Annotated in this window: 16 protein-coding genes; 5 read left to right on the top strand and 11 right to left on the bottom strand. The window is 70.2% G+C overall.

Annotated elements, in window-relative coordinates; genetic code table 11:
• Window positions 1-3: 3 nt before the first annotated feature.
• Window positions 4-900, top strand: coding sequence for a LysR family transcriptional regulator (locus ACIODU_RS14585; RefSeq protein WP_401767551.1), 897 nt, complete (start codon window positions 4-6; stop codon window positions 898-900).
• A 49-nt stretch (window positions 901-949) separates the two neighbouring features.
• Here the strand turns inward: ACIODU_RS14585 and ACIODU_RS14580 are convergent, their stop codons facing one another.
• From ACIODU_RS14580 to ACIODU_RS14555, 6 genes are all read right to left on the bottom strand, one after another.
• Window positions 950-1,864, bottom strand: coding sequence for a carbohydrate ABC transporter permease (locus ACIODU_RS14580; RefSeq protein WP_401767549.1), 915 nt, complete (start codon window positions 1,862-1,864; stop codon window positions 950-952).
• Complete coding sequence (locus ACIODU_RS14575; RefSeq protein WP_401767547.1) at window positions 1,861-2,787, bottom strand: carbohydrate ABC transporter permease; 927 nt, start codon at window positions 2,785-2,787, stop codon at window positions 1,861-1,863. The genes ACIODU_RS14580 and ACIODU_RS14575 overlap by 4 nt, the downstream gene beginning before the upstream one ends.
• Window positions 2,784-4,166: an ABC transporter substrate-binding protein gene (locus ACIODU_RS14570; RefSeq protein ID WP_401767545.1), complete on the bottom strand. Its 1,383-nt coding sequence runs from the start codon at window positions 4,164-4,166 to the stop codon at window positions 2,784-2,786. Before ACIODU_RS14570 ends, ACIODU_RS14575 begins: the two co-directional genes overlap by 4 nt.
• Before the next feature lie 38 nt (window positions 4,167-4,204).
• Window positions 4,205-5,302: an enolase C-terminal domain-like protein gene (locus ACIODU_RS14565; RefSeq protein ID WP_401767543.1), complete on the bottom strand. Its 1,098-nt coding sequence runs from the start codon at window positions 5,300-5,302 to the stop codon at window positions 4,205-4,207.
• 67 nt (window positions 5,303-5,369) lie between these two features.
• Window positions 5,370-8,624 carry a discoidin domain-containing protein gene (locus tag ACIODU_RS14560; protein ID WP_401767541.1) on the bottom strand — a complete coding sequence of 1,085 codons (3,255 nt, stop codon included), beginning with the start codon at window positions 8,622-8,624 and terminating at the stop codon, window positions 5,370-5,372.
• A 162-nt stretch (window positions 8,625-8,786) separates the two neighbouring features.
• A complete protein-coding gene (locus ACIODU_RS14555; RefSeq protein ID WP_401767539.1) occupies window positions 8,787-9,617 on the bottom strand; it encodes a FadR/GntR family transcriptional regulator in 831 nt (276 codons plus the stop codon).
• A gap of 277 nt (window positions 9,618-9,894) precedes the next feature.
• Here ACIODU_RS14555 and ACIODU_RS14550 point away from each other — a divergent pair, with 277 nt between their 5' ends.
• Window positions 9,895-10,233, top strand: a complete 339-nt coding sequence (locus tag ACIODU_RS14550; RefSeq protein ID WP_401767537.1) for an L-rhamnose mutarotase — start codon at window positions 9,895-9,897, stop codon at window positions 10,231-10,233.
• A gap of 32 nt (window positions 10,234-10,265) precedes the next feature.
• Window positions 10,266-10,988 (top strand): formylglycine-generating enzyme family protein, encoded by a 723-nt coding sequence (locus tag ACIODU_RS14545; protein WP_401767535.1) that lies wholly within the window; start codon window positions 10,266-10,268, stop codon window positions 10,986-10,988.
• Between the two features lie 37 nt (window positions 10,989-11,025).
• Here the strand turns inward: ACIODU_RS14545 and lpdA are convergent, their stop codons facing one another.
• Window positions 11,026-12,438, bottom strand: coding sequence for a dihydrolipoyl dehydrogenase (gene lpdA / locus ACIODU_RS14540; RefSeq protein WP_401767533.1), 1,413 nt, complete (start codon window positions 12,436-12,438; stop codon window positions 11,026-11,028).
• A gap of 212 nt (window positions 12,439-12,650) precedes the next feature.
• Between lpdA and ACIODU_RS14535 the strand changes: the two genes are divergently transcribed.
• Window positions 12,651-13,373 carry a lysophospholipid acyltransferase family protein gene (locus ACIODU_RS14535; protein WP_356432649.1) on the top strand — a complete coding sequence of 241 codons (723 nt, stop codon included), beginning with the start codon at window positions 12,651-12,653 and terminating at the stop codon, window positions 13,371-13,373.
• A gap of 59 nt (window positions 13,374-13,432) precedes the next feature.
• Window positions 13,433-13,936 carry a YbaK/EbsC family protein gene (locus tag ACIODU_RS14530; RefSeq protein ID WP_401767530.1) on the top strand — a complete coding sequence of 168 codons (504 nt, stop codon included), beginning with the start codon at window positions 13,433-13,435 and terminating at the stop codon, window positions 13,934-13,936.
• 84 nt (window positions 13,937-14,020) lie between these two features.
• On the opposite strand, the gene ACIODU_RS14525 is transcribed toward ACIODU_RS14530, so the two are convergent.
• The 4 genes from ACIODU_RS14525 to ACIODU_RS14510 form a co-directional block, all read right to left on the bottom strand.
• The gene (locus ACIODU_RS14525; RefSeq protein WP_401767528.1) at window positions 14,021-15,622 is read right to left on the bottom strand and encodes an alpha/beta hydrolase; all 1,602 of its coding nucleotides are present in this window, start codon (window positions 15,620-15,622) and stop codon (window positions 14,021-14,023) included.
• 144 nt (window positions 15,623-15,766) lie between these two features.
• Window positions 15,767-16,561, bottom strand: a complete 795-nt coding sequence (locus tag ACIODU_RS14520; protein ID WP_401767526.1) for an urease accessory protein UreD — start codon at window positions 16,559-16,561, stop codon at window positions 15,767-15,769.
• Complete coding sequence (gene ureG, locus ACIODU_RS14515; protein WP_401767524.1) at window positions 16,558-17,238, bottom strand: urease accessory protein UreG; 681 nt, start codon at window positions 17,236-17,238, stop codon at window positions 16,558-16,560. The genes ACIODU_RS14520 and ureG overlap by 4 nt, the downstream gene beginning before the upstream one ends.
• A 74-nt stretch (window positions 17,239-17,312) precedes the next feature.
• On the bottom strand, window positions 17,313-17,987 hold the full coding sequence (locus ACIODU_RS14510) for an urease accessory UreF family protein (protein ID WP_356432663.1): 675 nt from the start codon (window positions 17,985-17,987) through the stop codon (window positions 17,313-17,315).
• Window positions 17,988-17,999: the final 12 nt, after the last annotated feature.

Raw genomic sequence — 17,999 nt, 5'->3', positions numbered from 1 at the left:
GCGATGGAGATCCGGGAGATGCGCGCGTTCGTGACGGTCGCCGACGAGGGCGGCCTCTCGGCGGCCGCGCGTGTCATGCACATCAGCCAGTCGGCCCTCTCGCAGACGATGCGGTCACTGGAACGCCAGATCGGCGGCCAGTTGCTCGTCCGGGGCCCCGGCGGGACCCACCCCACCGAGCTGGGCGCGACCCTGCTCGACGAGGCCCGCGTCCTCATCGAGCGGCACGACCGGCTGATGAGCACCCTCAACCGGCCGGCCGTGCCGCCCGAGCGGGTGCGCGTCGGCGTACCGCTGGAACTTCCCCCGGACCTGCTGCCGACGGCGATCGCCGAGGTGAACGCCACGTACCCGAACACCTCGGTCGTCCTCCAGCACGCCAGGAGCACGGCCCAGCTCACCGCCCTGCGGGCCGGTGAACTGGAAGTGGCGCTGGTACGGGACCACCCCACGGACCCGTCCCTCGACAGCGTGCTCGCGGTCGAGGAGGCGATGGGGGTGGTCCTCACCGCCGCCCGCGCGGAGGAACTGGCCGACGCGGGGAGCGTACGGCTGCACCGGCTGAGGGGCATGTCCTGGGTCAGCTTCGCCCGGGTGGACGCCCCGGCGTGGCACGACCAGGTGATCGCCACCTTGCGCAGCCACGGGGTCACCGACACCTACAGCGCGAGCGAGGAGGGCCGTCCGGTGCCCCGGGAGGTGAAGTTCGCCGCGGTGAACGGCCCGCGGACGTTCGCCTTCGCGTCCCCGCGCTGGGTGGACCCGCTGCCCGACGGGCTGGTGTGGCATCCCCTGGCCGGCGACCCCCTCGTCCGCCACACCTGGGCGGTCTGGCGGGCGGACGCCACGGAGCGGGGACTCGCCGCGCTGGTCGCCGCGCTGGACCTCACCGCCCGCTGACCGCACGGACCTCCCACCGTACGGATTCCGGCCGCACCGGCGGTGTTCCTCACTCCTTGGTGGATCCGGCGAGCATCCCGGAGACCAGCGTCCGCTGCGAGAAGAGGAACAGCACCAGCACCGGCAGGATCGCGATGATGATGGCCAGCGCGAGTTCGGGGATCGTGATGTTGAGACCGGCGCCCGCCACGGGGTTGAACGACGGGGTGGACGACAGGAGTTGGTTCAGTCCCACCTGGACGGGGAACTGGTCGCTGTTCGGCAGCACGAGATACGGAAGGAAGAAGTTGTTCCAGTTGCCGACGAAGCTGAAGAAGGCGACCAGCCCGATGACGGGCTTGGCCAGCGGCAGCGCGATGAGCTGGAAGATCTGCCATTCCGAACAGCCGTCGATGCGCGCCGCCGAAAGGATCTCGCGCGGCAGGCTGGTGGCGAAGTAGATGTAGACGAGGTAGACGCCGAACGGGTAGAAGGAGAAGGGCAGGATCACCGACCAGGCCGTGCCGATCAGATGGGACCGGTTGAGCTCCAGGAAGATCGGCAGCACCAGGGTGGCCGACGGCATGATCATCGTGACCAGGGTGATCGTGAGCAGCAGCTTGCGTCCCCGGAACCGCGTCAGCGCCAGCGCGTACCCCGCCGGCACACTGGTCAGCAGGGTGAGGAGCAGCGAACCGCCCGAGTAGACCGCCGAGTTGCGCAGCCACAGGAGCAGCGCGCCGTCCTGGAAGTCCACCAGGTGGTGCCAGGCCGTGCCGATCTGGGCGAAGGAGCCGAAGGAGAGCGGCGCGTCGTGGGTCATCTGCGACGCCGTCTTCGTCGGCGCCAGCAGCAGCCAGACGACGGGCAGGACGAAGAAGACGAGCAGCGCGGTCAGCAGCACGCAGACGACGAGGACCGACAGGGCGCGGGAGGGCTTGCCGCGTCGCGGGCGGGTGGGTGAGCCAGGTGCGGTGTAGGTCATTTCTCATCCAACGTGAACATGTCCGAGCGCCACACGAGCAGCCCGGCGACGATGACACCCAGGGCCAGCAGGAAGACGGAGATCGCCGCGGCGCCGTTGAAGTCGCCCTGCTGGAAGGCGAAGACGTACGCGAGCTGGTTGGGTGACCAGGTGGGGCTGACCCGGCCGAGGCTGGCCGTCTGGAGGAGTTGCGGCTCGACGAAGAGCTGGGTGCCGCCCGCGAAGGCGAGGATCGTCATGTAGGCGATCCACTGCCTGATCATGGGGATCTGGATGTGCCAGGCCGTCTTCCACGGGCCGGCGCCGTCCATCCTGGCGGCTTCGATGACCTCGTCGGGGATGTTGTTGAGCGCCCCGTACATCACGACGATCCAGCCGCCGGCGCCGGTCCAGAAGGCGATCAGGACGAAGATCACGGGAAGGTCGCCGGGGCTGAGGACGGCGGCGAAGCTGTCCTTGCCCATCGCGTCCAGCACCCAGGAGGCGGGGCTGACCGCCGGGTCCAGCATGAACAGCCAGACGAGCACACTGGCGACCCCGGCCAGCGCACCCGGGATGTAGTAGAGGAAGCGGAAGACGGCGGACAGTCCCGGCCTCATCCGGCCGCGCAGGACGACGGCCACCAGGACCGTCAGGACGACCAGGACGACCAGCCACATCACCAGGTAAAACAGGATGTTGGTGAAGGCGGGGACGAACCGGTAGTCCCCCATGACCTTGGTGAACTGGTTGATGCCGGTGAACTGCCCCTTGTCGTTCGTCAGGGACAGGTAGAACGAGTAGACGGTGGGGAAGACCCCGAAAGCGAGCAGCAGGATCGCGTAGCCGGCGACGAAGAGGTAGCCGGCCACCCCTCCCCGCCGCCGCGACGCGTCGCGGCGGCGGGGAGGGTTCGTGACGTGCTGAGTGTCCAGCACGGTCATTTCGTGGTCACCTTGTATCCGACGGCCTTGGCCTCGTTCGCGATGGCCGTCTGCCACGCGGGCAGGGTCTCCGACAGGGTCTTGCCGGAGGTCAGCGCGGGAAGGACCACGCTCGACCAGGCGGTCGCGTCACTGAACTTGGTGTTGGACCAGCCCGTCCACACCTGGCCGGCGGCCGTGCGGAAGACGTCGCTGATGTCGCCGGCGAAGTACTTCTTGTTGTCGGGGTTGGCGAGCCAGGCGTCGGCCGCGGGGGCGTACGCCGGGTAGGTCGGCGCCTTGGCCTGGTTCTCGTCGGACGTGGTCAGCCAGCTGACCAGGTCGGTGGAGGCCTTGAGGTTGGCGCTGTGCGAGGAGACCATCCACAGGCCGCCGCCGACGTTGCCCGTCGACGCGGTCGTCTCACCGGGCCAGGTCAGCGGGGCCGCGGCGGAGATCTGTCCGGCCGGCGTCTTGAAGGCCGCGTTGAACAGGTACTGGCCGTACCAGGACGGGCCGTACGCCATCAGGACCTTGCTGCCGCTGTCCTTGGCGAAGCCCTGGCTGAAGAAGCCCTGGGTGCTGACGGTCTTCTTCGCGATGAGGGTGTCCAGGAGCTTGGACATCCGGGTGCACTTCTCGTCCCCGAGGGCCACCCGCAGGGTGTTGGGCGCCGTCAGGTTGAAGGCGGGGCACTGGCTGGACCAGAAGTACGACTCCTGGGAGTTGGTGTCACCCACCGACCCGACGAGGTAGCCGGGGTGGTCCTTGGCGAGCTTCTCGCCGATGGCCTGGTACTGCTCCCAGGTGGTGGGCACCTGGTAGCCGAACTGGTCCATCAGCTTCTTGTTGTACCAGAGGACGACCTGGGCTATGTCGTTGCGCATGCAGTAGGTGTGGCCGCCGACCTGGCACGGCGCGAGCGAGCCCTTGGCGAAGTTGTCCAGGGTCTTCTGCGGGACCAGGTCCTGGTCGAGCGGCGCGGCGAAGGGGATGGCGCCGGGCTTGGTGGGCTCGGCGGCCCAGGTCACGTCGGTCGGCGAGCCGAACACGACGTCGGGCCAGCCCTTGCCGGTCCGGTCGAAGAGCTGCACCTTCGTCTGGAGGTACGTGGACCCGTCGGCGCCTCCGTCGTACGTGACGACGTTCAGCTTCGCGTCCGGGTGCTGCTTCTGGTACGCCTCCACCTGCGGCAGCCGGGTCGAGTCGGTCCAGACGGTGATCTTCGACGCCTCGTCCTGCTTGACCGGCTTGAACGCCTTGGTGGTGTCCGACGACGAGGACTGCGTGGCGTCGGCGCAGCCGGCCAGCAGGGTGACGGCCGACAGGGCCAGGGCCGCGACCGCCTTCCGGGTGACGTTGCGGCGGATGCCGGCTCCCGAACCTCTTGAAGACGTCATTGTCTTGCCTTTCTGCTTTCTTACGTGTGTCACGTGTGTCACGAGTGCTTCTCGACAAAGGGGAGGAGGGCGCTGCCGTACTCGAAGTCGAGCGGCAGGGCGATCCCCGGACCGGTGGGTGCGTGGACGAGTCCGCGCTCGTCCACGTGGCGTTCGCGGGTCACCGTCGTCCGGGTGACGAGGGATTCGTAGTAGGTGGTGTTGGAGATCGCCATGCAGAGGTGGTGGTTCGGGATGTCCGAACCGTGCACCTCGGCGCGGAGCAGGTGCGCGTCGGCGAGGTGGGCCGTGCGCATGGCTCCGGTGATGCCCCCGCGCAGGGTGGTCCCTGTGCGCACGCCGAAGGTCGCCGCCCCCGAGGCGATGAAGTCGGCGGAGTTCATGTGGGCGCCGTCCGAGGTCTCGGCGACGAGCAGCGGTACGGAGACGGCCTGGCCGAGCCGCCGGTAGGCGCCGACGCTGAATTCGCGCATCGGCTCCTCGTACCAGAGGTAGTCGGCCTCGGAGAGGGCGCGGCCGAGGTGGATGGCGTCCGGCAGGTCGAACCCGGCGGAGCCGTCGTACATCAGCGGGACGTCGCTCCCGACGTGTTCGCGCAGCGCCAGGCAGAGCGCGGCGTCCTTGCGGGCGTCGCCCCAGGCGTGCAGCTTGATGCCCTGGTAGCCCAGTTCCAGGCACTGGTCCGCGACGTCGAGGAATTCCTCGGTGGTCGCGAAGGTGGAGGTGGAGGCGTACGCGGGTATCGCGTCGCGGAATCCGCCGAGGAGCTGCCAGACGGGCTGGTCGCTCACGCGTCCCGCGAGGTCCCACAGGGCGATGTCGATCAGGCCGAACGCGGGCAGCGGCAGTTCGTGGATGCGGTCCAGTTCCCAGACGCGGTGCCAGAGCCATTCCCGCCGGAACGGGTCCTGTCCGACGAGTTCGTCCCGGAACACCCGGTCCACGAGGTCGGCGAGGAGGACGGCCGCGCCGGGTCTCGCGAACACCGCCACGCCCTCGGCGCCCTCGTCGGTGCCGATCCGCAGGACCGCGCCGTCGCCGACGGCGGGGCTGCCGGCCAGGCCCTGCCGCCAGCTGAACGGCGGGTCCGCGGCCGGGACCCGGATCGGATGGGCTTCCACATGCGTGATCTTCATACTGGCTTTCGTTTCGGTGGGAGGGGGAGACGGGCGGGGTGCCCGCCTCCCCCTCGGAATCGCGGGATCAGAAGTCGCCGTACGCCTGGAGCTCGTACAGGCTGCCGCCGTTCCAGTTCGACCCGGTGACCGTGAGCCGCAGGTAGCGGGCGGAGACCGGCGCGCCGGGGAGGGAGATGTTCGTCCGTCCCGAGGTGGCCGTGGCGGTGTGGTCCTCCAGCGTCGACCAGGTGGTGGCGTCGGTGGAGTACTCGATCCGGTACTTGTAGCCGCTCTGGAGCTCGAACGTGGTGACCACTCCCGACACGGAGGCGGTCCTGCCCAGGTCGACCTGGATCCAGGACGGGTCCGGGAGGCCGAGGCCCTGGGCCCAGCGGGTGGAGAGGTCACCGTCGACGGCGAGCCCGGGGGTGTTGGGCTCGGAGTACGAGGACACGGTGACCGGCTTGTTGAGGGCCAGGTTGACGTAGGCGGGCAGGGTCACGTCGGCGGCCGGGCTCGGGGCGGAGGCGTTGAGCGCGCCGTCCACCGCGACGACCGTGAAGCGGTACTTCTGCCCGGAGGTCAGATCGGTGAGCCGCAGGCTCGTCCGGTCGGTGACGGCGATCCGCTTGCCGTCCTGGAAGACCTCGTAGGTGGCCACCCCGACGTTGTCGGCCGGGGCCGTCCAGGTGAGGTCGGCCGTGCCGGGGACCAGCGGGGAGACCTTCGGCGCGGCGGGCGCGGCCGGGGCCTGGGTGTCGGTGTTCGGCGCCTTGAGGGAGCCGTACGCCTGGAGTTCGTAGAGGCTGCCACCGTTGCCGTTGGAGCCGGTGACCGTCAGGCGCAGGTACCGTCCGGCGGTCGGCTTGTCGGCGGAGGAGTAGTTCGTCGCCTCGGTGGTGGCGGTGGCGGTGTGGTCCTCCAGGGTGACCCAGTGGACCTCGTCCGGGGAGACCTCGACGCGGTACTTGTAGCCGTTGGCCTTCTCGAAGGTGGTGATCGCGCCGGTCAGGTCGTACTGGGCGCCGAGGTCGACCTGGATCCAGGAGGGGTCCGGGAGGCCGAGGCCCTGGGCCCAGCGGGTGGAGAGGTCACCGTCGACGGCGCGCGCGGGGGTGTTGGCCTCGGAGTACGAGGAGGCCGTGACCGGCTTGTCCTGGGCGACGTCGGCGCCGGACGGCATGGTGACCACGGCGGGCCTGCTCGCCCTGGACTCGTTGCCGGCGGCGTCGCGGGCGGTCACCGTGAAGGTGTACTTCTTGCCCGCGGTGAGGCCGGTGACCCGGGCGGTGGGCTTGGCGGAGGCGCTGACGACCTTGCCGTCGAGGTACACCGCGTACCCGGTGACGCCGGTCTTGTCCTGCGACGGGGACCAGCTGAGGTCGGTGACGGTCGGGAAGTCGGCCGCCGCGGTGGGCGTGCCCGGCGCGGTGGGCGCCGTACGGTCCGTGGTGGCGGGGTCCGGGTCCAGGTGGCGGTAGCGCGGCTGGAGCCCGGCGTTCTCGACGATCGAGGCGGGCAGCTGGGCGCAGCTGTCGACCTTGGTGTTGTCGACCACAGCGGAGCCGATGGTGTTCGCCTGGGTCGAGTAGTTGGGCTGGGTGGTGAAGTTGCGGTCGGCGGTGACGTCCAGGCCGTGGTTCATCAGCAGCCACTGGTACGAGACGTCGCAGAACGCGTTCTGCGTGGTGTGGAAGTACTGGCTTCCCTCGTCGTGGTAGATCGCGCCGTACGCGGGCTCGGGGACGCCCTTGATGTAGTTGCCCGAGACGACACTGCCGGGGTTCGAGCTCAGGGTGTAGATGGCACCCCCGTCGGCCTGGAGCTTCATGATGTCGCTGATCTCGTTGTCACTGATGACGTTGTTCCTGGCGGGCGTCGGTGTGTCGTAGATCGGGACGCCCGAGTTGCCGGGGTAGTTGGTGTCACCGCCCTTGTCGGTGAGCCCCCAGCCCCAGCCGAGGGAGATGCCGCTGTACGGGAGGTCGTAGACCTTGTTGTGCGTGATGACGGTGTGGTCCGTGTAGCTCGCCATGATGCCCAGCGAACCGGTGTACTGGTCCGCCACGTTGGTGACCACGTTGTTGCTGACGGTGGTGTTCTTGACGATCGACCGGGGGTCGCTCGGGTGGTGGTCGATGACGTCGGTGCCACCGATCTGGACGCCCGTCCCGGCGATCTCCTTGAAGACGTTGCCGGTGATCGTGGTTCCCTGCGTGCCGGTGTTCAGGTTCAGCCCGACCGCGCCGAGGTGCGTGAAGGTGTTGTCCAGGAACGACACGTCGTGGCCGTAGCCCACGTTGACCGCGCCGGGCGTCTTCTGCCAGTGCAGCCGGGTGGAGTCGAAGTCCGGGTTGTCCTTGCCGACCATGCGGAAGCCCGCCTGGCCCTCGATCAGCCCGTCGTCCGAACTGGGCGCGAGCCACGTCGAGTAGGAGAACGTGATGCCCTTGAACGTGACGTCCGTGACCGGCTTGGAGAGCGTGCCGTTCAGGTCCACCAGGTCCTGGACGCGCGGCACGGTCACCTGCGCGGTCGCGAGGTTCTGGCCGGTCTTCGGTATGTAGAAGAGGTCGCCCGCGCTCTTGTCGAGGTACCACTCCCCCGGGGCGTCCAGCAGCTCGCGGGCGTTCTCCAGCCAGGTCGGGTTGGTGATCTCCTGGCCCTGCTGGAGGTTGGCGTTCTTCCAGCACGGCTGCTGCATCGTCACGGTGGTGCCGACGATCGAGTCGACCGGGCAGCGCATGAGCTTCCAGCCCCAGCGGCTGGCGACCTCGAGGTCCGACTGGTTCTTCCAGTCGGCGAGGCCCGTGTCGGTGGTCTTGTAGCCGGTCGCGGTCTTGGTGAAGCCGCCGGGGTCCTTGGCGCCGCGGGCGCGGGTGGCCAGTTCACCGTTGACGTACAGCTGCCGGGTGTCGATGTTCCCGACGTGGGCCTTGTAGACGTTCTTCGCGGCGTCGGCGACGGTCCAGCCGGTCACGGACGTGCCGCCGCTGATCACGGGGTGGGCGCCGGGCGCGGCCTGGTACGTGATGGTGTGGCCGTTGGTGCCGGAGTCGGCGCTCGTCAGGGTGAAGGTGTCGGTGAGCTGGTACGTACCGTCCAGCAGCTCGACCTCGATGTCGCGCTTCATCCGGTCGTTGAGGTCACGCACCCGGTCCCTGGCGTGCGTCAGGGTCCTGTACGGGTGCGAGGCCGTGCCGGATCCGGCGTCGCGGCCCTTGCCGGGCGAGACGTAGATCTTGAGCGGGGCCGGCGAGGACTTCGCCGTGCCGGCCGAGGCCAGGCCGACGGGCATCGCCACGGTGACGACCAGCGCGAGGCCGGTCATGAGGGTCATTCTCCGCTTCACGGTGCGGAGAGTGCCGGGAAATTTCGACACTGAAAATTCCAATCGACTGCCAGGGACGAATGGGGTGGTGGCGTACGGGGCCGGAAGGGTGCTCCGGGTCGTTCCTGCGGGGTTTTCGCCGGCCTGTGCGCGTCTCTCGCGAGACGTCCGCTACGAGGCCGAAGTCTGCTGTCGCTCCTCCGGCGCCGGCGGGGTGGCCGCGGGGCCGGTGGTGTGGTCCGGCTGGTTGAAGAGCCGGTCGCGGATCTTGCGTTCGAACTGGGTCTGGGTGGTGGAGATGTGCTCGGCCATGAGCCGGACCGCGGATTCCGCGTCCCCCGAGCCGATGGCCTCGGCGATGGCAAGGTGCTGCGTCCCGGCGATCCGGAGGGAGCCCGGCACGTCGCCGTGGAAGAGCAGGACGTCCGACTGCGCCGCGAAGCTGCGGACGTTGGCCACGCTGGAGCGCAGGAAGACGTTGTGCGCCGCGACGCCGACCGAGTCGTGGAACAGCGCGTCGGCGCGGGCGAACGTCTCGACGTCGTCCGCCTCCCCCGCCTCCAGGGAGGTGCTGGCCGCCTCGCGGATCGCCCGGACCTCGATCGGGGTGGCCAGGGTCGCCGCCCGTCTCGCCGTCTCGGACTCGATGAGCCGGCGGTAGTCGAGGAGCATGAGGACGTGTTCCATGCTCGTCGGCTGGAAGTGGGCGAGCCGGTCGTCGCCCAGCGCGCCCGGCGAGGACGCCACGAAGATGCCGGCTCCCCTGCGGACGCTCAGCCGGCCGATCGCCGCGAGGACCTTGACGGCCTCGCGGGTCACGTTGCGGGTGGCCCCGAGGATCTCCGCCAGTCCTTTCTCGGTCGGCAGCCGGTCGCCGGGGAGCAGGTTCTGCTCGGCGATGTGGTTCAGCAGCTGTTCCGCGACGAGTTCGTACCCCGGGCGGTAGCGGTCGGACGCGTCGTCCGTACCGCCGGACGCGGGACCGGCAGGGCCTGACACCACGCAACCTCCTCAAGTTCAGATGAATCAGATCTATCGGCGCGGTCACTATGACACCGGCGTGGGGCGAAGGGAAGGTTTGCGCCAAACTCCGTTCGGAGAGTGGCTGATTCAATCGAGCAATCCAGACAAAACACCCATGGACGCCGCAACCGTTGCCTGTTGGCCCGCTGATACATAGGGTCCATCCCGTCCGATGAACCAGATCCATCGAGTCGGACCCCCACAAGCCGCTGTCACAACCAATGCAACTGCCACTGCCACCCAGGGAGGACGGGCCGTGCCCCAGCCCACCACTCGGCGATTCGCCTCGGTCATCCGCCTGCGCCCGGAGAAGGAGGCCGAGTACCGCGCACTGCACGCGGCGGCCTGGCCCGGCGTCCTGGCGGCGCTGAAGCGCGCGCACATCGCCAACTACTCGATCTTCCTGCGCGCCGGGGTGCTCTTCAGCTACCTGGAGTACACGGGGGACGACTACGAGGCCGACATGGCCTCGATCGCGGCGGATCCGGTCACACGGGAGTGGTGGGAGCGCACCGATCCCTGCCAGCAGCCCGTGGAGGACGCGGGGGAGGGCGAGTGGTGGGCGCCGGCGGAGGAGGTCTTCCACCTCGACTGACAGCAGTCCGGAGCCGCTAAGATCATCCGTTCATGGGACCGAGCGCAGAAGACGAGACGATGACAGCCGTCCCCCCGGGGCGCGTGACGCTGTCCGACCGGCGGACGCAGCGCAGTTGGCCGGTCGAGGTGGCGCCGTACCTGCTCGGGGTCTTCCCCGTCACCCAGGCGTCGTACGCCGCGGTCACCGGCCTCGCTCCGATCACCGCGCGGGGCGGGCGGCTGCCGGTCGAGGGGGTGTCGTGGGGGGACGCGGTCCGCTACTGCAACGCGCGTTCGGAGCGGGAGGGGTTGACGCCCGCGTACGACCTCCCGGCCCCGCCGTCCCGCCCCTCCCTTCCTGACCTCCCCGCTCTCCCCGACGACACCGGGACCGTCACGTGGGACACGTCCGCCGACGGGTACCGGCTGCCGACCGAGGCCGAGTGGGAACACGCCTGCCGGGCGGGCACCACCGACGCGCGGTACGGACAGCTCGACGACATCGCGTGGCACCGGGGCAACTCGCTGGACCACGTGCACGAGGTGGGCGGCAAGCGGCCCAACGCCTGGGGCCTGTACGACATGGTGGGCAACGTGTGGGAGTGGTGCTGGGACCTGTACGACCCCGAGGTCTACGCCTCGTACCGAGTGCTGCGGGGCGGCGGCTGGTTCGACGAGCACTGGAGCTGCCGCGCCTCGGTGCGCCGGCGCAGCCATCCGACGTTCCGGATCGACGACGTGGGATTCCGGGTGGCGCGGTCCGTGGTGGGCTGACACGTGGCGTGTGCCGGCCCACCACCGGGGCGGCGGCCTACAGGTTGATCATGTGCCCGGACAGCCCGTGGACCGCTTCCTGGATGGCCTCACCGAGCGTCGGATGGGCGTGCACGTTGCGCGCGACCTCGTGCACCGTGAGGTCCCACTTCTGCGCCAGGGTGAGTTCGGGGAGCAGTTCGGTGACGTCGGGGCCGATCAGGTGCGCGCCGATGATCTCGCCGTGGCGCGCGTCGCTGAGCAGCTTCACGAAGCCCTTCGCGTCCCCCAGGCCGTGGGCCTTCCCGTTCGCGGTGAACGGGAACGTCGCCACCTTGACGTCGAATCCCCGCTCGCGCGCCTGCGCCTCCGTCCAGCCGAAGCTGGCGATCTGGGGCTGGCAGTAGGTGGCGCGCGGAATCATGACGTAGTCGAGTTCCATGGTCTCCGCGCCGGCGAGGGTTTCGGCGGCGATGACCCCCATGGCCTCGGCGGCGTGCGCGAGCATCAGCTTGGCGGTCACGTCGCCGATCGCGTAGATGTGCGGCACGGAGGTCCGGCAGTAGCCGTCCACGTCGATCGCGCCGCGCTCGGTGAGCGCCACTCCGGTCGTCTCCAGGCCGTAGCCGTCCACGTTCGGCACGAACCCGATGGCCTGGAGGACCTTGTCGGTCTCCAGGACCCGGGACGACCCGTCCTTCGCGGTGACAGTGACCTGCACGCGCGGCCCGGACTCGTCGATCCGGTCGACCCGGGTCGACGTGAGAACTTCGATGCCCAACTTGCGGTAGCGCCTGGCCAGTTCCGCCGAGACATCCTCGTCCTCCAGCGGCGCCAACCGGTCGAGGAACTCGACCATCGTGACCTTGACGCCGTAGTTGCGCAGCACGTACGCGAACTCGATGCCGATGGCTCCGGCCCCGGCGATGACGATCGACTCCGGGAGCTGGTCGCTGAGGATGAGTTCCTCGTACGTCACCACCCGGTCGCTGACGGCGGTCCCGGGAAGGAGCCGGGTCGAGGCACCCGTGGCAATGATGCAATCGTCGAATCCGATGACGCGCCTGCTGCCGTCCGGCTGGGTCACGTGGAGGGTGTGCGGGTCGGCGAACGCGCCGTGCCCATCGACCTCGGTGATCCCGTTCTTCTTCATCAGGTAGTGCACGCCCTTGACGCGGCCGTCCGCGACCCGCCGGCTGCGGCGGTACGCCTCGCCGTAGTCGAAGGACACCTCGCCGTCGAACCGGATGCCGAAGGTCTTCGCCTCCTGCGTGACGATGTGCGCCAGCTCCGCGTTGCGCAGCAGCGCCTTGGTGGGGATGCAGCCCACGTTCAGACAGACACCGCCCCAGTACTTCTTCTCCACGACCGCGACGCTCCGACCCAGCTGCGCGGCCCGGATGGCAGCCACGTAACCGCCCGGACCCGCCCCGAGTACGACGACATCGAAGTGCTCGCCCTGTTCGTCCATGAGGTTCACCGTAGACCAGATCAATCGAAGCTTTCACGTCCCGTTACGCCGACCCGGCCACGACGGCGGCGCGACGCGGACACCTTTCGCCGGGCTCGTCGCGGACGCTTTCACGCGGGTGCGGGTGCGCATACACTGACCCCCGCCGGGGCACCCGCTGACCTGGGGCAATGTCGCCCCGGGGCCGGTCGGAGCAGTGAGGGGCGCATCCCATGTTCTATTACGTGCTCAAATACGTGCTCCTCGGGCCCCTGCTGCGGCTGCTCTTCCGCCCCCGGATCGAGGGTCTTGAGCACATCCCCGCCGACGGGCCCGCGATCGTCGCGGGCAACCATCTGTCGTTCTCCGACCACTTCCTGATGCCCGCCATCCTCAAACGGCGCATCACCTTCCTCGCGAAGGCCGAGTACTTCACCGGGCCCGGGGTCAAGGGGCGGCTGACCGCCTTCTTCTTCCGCAGCGCCGGGCAGATCCCCGTGGACCGGTCGGGCAAGGAGGCCGGGCAGGCGGCGATCCGGGAAGGGCTCGGGGTGCTCGCCGAGGACGAGCTGCTGGGGATCTATCCCGAGGGCACCCGCTCGCACGACGGACGCCTCTACAAGGGCAAGGTCGGCGTCGCGGTGATGGCGATCCGGGGGAAGGCCCCCGTGGTGCCGTGCGCGATGGTCGGTACGTTCGAGATCCAGCCTCCCGGCCAGAAGGTCCCCCGCATCAAGCGGGTCACCATCCGCTTCGGCGAGCCGATGGACTTCTCGCGGTACGAGGGCCTGGAGGACCAGAAGGCCGCGATCAGGGCCGTCACCGACGAGATCATGTACGCGATCCTCGAACTGTCCGGCCAGGAGTACGTCGACCGGTACGCGGCGGACGTCAAGGCGGAGGCCGCGAAGGCCGAGGCGAGGGGCGCGAAGAAGTTCCCCCGGCTGCGCCGCTGAGCGGGAGCGGGACGGCAGGATACGTTTCGCGAACCGGAAGCGTACGAAGAGGGAGCGCAGTGAGCGAGACCTACGGGAATGACACCTACGACAAGCTGATCGGGCTGCTGGACGAACACGGGGCCGTGTACCGGGTCATCGAGCACGCCGCGCAGGGCGCGACCGAGGAGGTCAGCGCGCTGCGGGGCAACACCCTGCGGCAGGCCGCCAAATGCATCGTGGTGATGGTCAAGACCGGGAAGAAGACCAAGCGTTACGCGCTGGCCGTCGTGCCGGGCGACCGGCGGGTGGACCTGGGCGCGCTCAAGGCCCTGTGGGGCGGGACGTACGCGGGGTTCGCGACGCCCGAGGTGGCGGAGCGGCTCGCGGGCAGTGTCAGCGGGACGATCCTGCCGTTCTCCTTCGACCCGGAGCTGGAGTTGGTGGTGGATCCGGTGCTCCTGGCGGAAGAGGAGATCTTCTTCAACGCGGCCCGCCTGGACCGGTCGTTGGCGTTGCGGACCGCCGACTACCAGACCGTCGCCGGGCCGAGGACCGCGCCGATCTCACAGCCGGCGGTCTGAGCCCGGAAGCGGAGAAGGGGCGGCCGGTGGATCCGGCCGCCCCTTCGAGCTGATCAGTCGGTCAGCTCAACCCCGCCCGCCGCCTTACGGCTTGGGCGTGGCGTGCGGGCCGCAGGTGACGTCCTTGCCGCCCACCGCCCCGGAGAGCAGGTACGCCTTGACCAGGTCGTTGACACACGGGTTCACCAGGTTGGTGATGCCGTGCGAACCGGCGTCCTTCTCGGTGACCAGACGCGAGCCCTTGAAGCGCTTGTGCAGTTCGACCGCGCCGGAGTACGGCGTGGCCGCGTCGCGCGTGGACTGCGCGATCAGCACGGGCGGCAGGCCCTTGCCGGTCTTGACCTCGACCGGGGTCTGCTGCTTGACGCCCCAGGTGGCGCACGGCAGGTTCAACCAGGCGTTCCCCCAGGTGAGGAAGGGGTAGTCCTTGTTGAGGCGGGTGTTGTCCCGGTCCCACTTCTGCCAGCTGGTGGGCCACTTCGCGTCGGTGCACTCGACGGCCGTGTAGACCGCGTTGCCGTTCTCCGAGGCGATGTTGCCCTTGACGTCGGACAGGTCGGGCGCCGCCGCGTCGACGAGCGCCTGCGTGTCACCGGCGAGGTACGCGCTCCAGGTCGAGGCGACGGGCACCCAGCTGGAGTCGTAGTACGCGGCGCTCTGGAACAGGCTGTCCAGCTCGGCCGGGCCGACGAGGCCCCCGAAGGGCGCCTTCTTGGCGGCGGCGCGGAGCTGGTCGTACGCCTGCTGGACCTTGGTGGCGGTGGAGCCGATGTGGAAGGTCGCGTCGTTCTGCGCCACCCACTTCTTCCAGTCAAGGAAGCGGCCCTCGAAGGCGACGTCCTGGTCGAGGTTGGCCTCGTACCAGATCTTGTCCTTCGACGGGTTGACGACACTGTCGACGACCATGCGCCGCACGTGCGTCGGGAAGAGCGTGCCGTAGACGGCGCCGAGGTACGTGCCGTACGAGACGCCCACGTAGTTCAGCTTCTTGTCACCGAGCGCGGCGCGGATGACGTCCAGGTCGCGCGCGGTGTTCGCCGTCGTCATCTGCGGGAGCATCCAGCCGCTGCGCTTCACGCAGCCGTCCGCGTACGCGGCCGCCAGCTTGCGCTGCGCCCTCTTCTCCGCCTCGCTGTGCGGGACGGGGTCGAGCTTGGGCGCCTTGACGAACTCCTGCGGGTCGACACAGGAGATGGGCGTCGAACGGCCCACCCCGCGCGGGTCGAACCCGACGAAGTCGTACGCCTTGGCCGCGTCGGCCCAGATGGCGTTCTTGGTGACGACACGGCGCGGGAACGCCATGCCGGAACCGCCGGGACCGCCCGGGTTGTAGAGGAGCGAACCCTGGCGCTCGCCCTTGGTGCCGGTGTTGCCGATGCGGTCGACGGCGAGCGTGATCTGCTTGCCGTTCGGCTTCGTGTAGTCCAGCGGGACGCTCACGTAACCGCACTGGATGGGCTTCTCCAGCGACCAGTCCGCCGGACAGTCCGCCCAGGCGATGCCCTTCTTGGCGGCCCTGTCGGCGGCGACCTTCGCGCCGTAGGACGCGCTGTGGGACGCGCCGTACGACGTGGAGTGCCCCGTCTGCCGGGCGTCGGCGGTGGCCGCCGGTGCGGCGACCGCGCCGGCTATGAGCGCGCCGGCGAGCAGAGTGCCGGCCGAGCCGAGCACTGCTGTACGTCTCAAGTGGAACCTCCCCCTGTGTGATGCGCTGTCTGCCTGCGACAACGCGTTCGATCGGACTCCGGGATCCTCGCTCCTGTGAGCCAGCTGAGAACAGGCCTCATGGCCCATTCTTTACCTAACCCATAACCGGTGTCGGTGGCCCGCTCAGCGGTACGCGGTGAGGCGCAGCGCCTCGTCGAGCACGCGCCGCAGTTCCAGGGCGTCCGCCGCGACGGCGGTGACGAGGACGCCGGGTCCGGCGAGCGGGGTGAGGACGGCGGTGTCGCCGAGCAGGATCGGCTGCGCGGGTTTCTCCTCGAACTCCGGTCCCACGACGAGGAGTTGACCGACGGCCCGGTGTCCGCCGAGGACCGCTCCGCCGTCCCAGCCGCCAGGCGCGCCGGGCCCGTGGCGCAGCTCCTGGTCGAGGAGGGGGCGGCCGGCGCGGCGGACGGTGAGGCGGGTGCGGAGGGTGCCGGGCTCTTCGCCGTGGCGGCCGAGGACCTGTTCCTCGCGGAGCACGAGGCGGGCGGTGGCGGCGAGTTCGACGGTCATGCGCGTCCGCAGGTCGCTGCCCCGGGCGGAGACGAGCTGTTCGGGCAGCCAGTGGAGTTCGGCACCGTCGTCCACGGTGAGGCGCACGTCGTAGTGGGCCGGTTCGGCGGTGTCCGCGCCCGGTGGGATCCGGCCGGGCAGCGCGAGTGTCGCCGCCGACGCGTCCACGGTCAGCCGGGCGCCGTCCCGTACGCGCACCTCGATCGCGAGCCGGTCGCCGCCCAGGGGCGCGCTCATGGCGCCGACGACGGTGACGCGGTGGCGGGTGCCGGTGGCGGGTCCGGTGCTTGTGCCGGTGACGGTGCCGGTCGCGCGGGTACGGCGTACCGCCAGCGGCCCGTCGCTCACGAGGACGGGCAGCCCCGCGCGGGTCGCGACGATCCGGGCGGTGGCGCGGACGCTCATGCGGTCCAGGCGGCGAGCCGCGCCCGCACCCACGCGGCGACCGGCTCGACGCCTTCCTCGCCGGCCCTCAACGAGGTGAGGACGACGGGGAGTTCGCCGCGCTGCTCCTTCGCGTCGCGGGCCATCCGGCCGAGGTCGGAGCCGACGTACGGCGCGAGGTCCGTCTTGTTGATCACGAGCAGGTCGGCGGTGGTGACGCCGGGGCCGCCCTTGCGGGGGATGTCGTCGCCGCCGGCCACGTCGATGACGAACACCTGGGCGTCGACGAGCCCCTTGGAGAAGGTGGCGGTGAGGTTGTCGCCGCCGGACTCGACGAGGATCAGGTCGAGCGGCCCCACCGCGTCCTCCAGGTCCTCCACGGCCTCCAGGTTGGCGGAGATGTCGTCGCGGATCGCGGTGTGCGGGCAGGCGCCGGTCTCGACGGCCTGGATGCGCTCCGGGGGCAGCACGGCGTGCCGGAGCAGGAACTCGGCGTCCTCGCGCGTGTAGATGTCGTTGGTGACGACGGCGAGGGAGAACCGGTCGCGCAGCGCGCGGCAGAGCGCGGCGACGGTCGCGGTCTTGCCGGACCCGACGGGCCCGCCGAGCCCGATACGCAGCGCGCGCCGCGTCCCGTCGGACCGGACGGCGTCAGCACTGACGGCGGCCGGCCCGGGAAGGCTGTGGTCGAGATGCATGGGGCGACTCCTTGGCTTCTGGCCCGTGAGGGCCTGCGTCCCTGAGGGCTTGTGTCTCCGGGGGTGTTCGCCGCTCAGGAGGCGAACAGTCTGACCGGCCAGGCCGCGTGGGCCTCCGCCGCGATGTCCGCCAGGGGGCCGGAGGCGGCCGGCAGTGCGTCGAGGCCCTCGTCCGCCGCGCGTGCCGCGTACGTGGTGGCCCGCGCCGCGACCTCGTCCAGTTCGGGGGCGAGGCGGGCCAGGACGGCGGTCGCCTCGAAGGGGTTGAGGCTGAGGAGGCGTACGGCGGCCGTGGCGGGGCCGCTGACGGTCTCGTACACGACACAGTGCGCGGCGTCCCCGGGCGTGAGCCCGGCGGAGCGTGCGGTCAGGCCCAGGACGACCGGCTGGTGGGCGCCGCGCGGCCGGGCGGCGGCGAGCGCGTCGAGTTCCCGGCCCGGCCACGTCGCGCGGGCCGCGCGCATCAGCTGGCGGCCGAGCCTGCGGGCGGTGGCGCGCAGGGCGGGTGAGGGGGTACGGGCGTCCGCCGCCTCGTCCAGGCCGAGCGGGTCGAGGCCCCCGGCGGCGGCCGCGGCCAGCGCCGCCGAGGTGAGCCCGGCGGTGTGCAGCCGCCCCCGGCAGAAGGCGGCCAGATCCCGGGCGTCCCGGATCCGCCCCGCCTTGACGGCGGCCTCCGCCCCGCCGGAGTGGGCGTGGCCGCCGGCGGGGAACCGTCCGTCGGCGAGGACGAGCAGGGCCGCGGCACTCATCCGGTGCTCCTT

The organism is Streptomyces sp. NPDC088261, from assembly GCF_044740805.1.
In the GTDB taxonomy this organism is placed as follows: domain Bacteria; phylum Actinomycetota; class Actinomycetes; order Streptomycetales; family Streptomycetaceae; genus Streptomyces.
The sequence above is the reverse complement of the archived record's forward strand: the minus strand, read 5'-3'. Positions and strand labels throughout refer to the sequence as shown.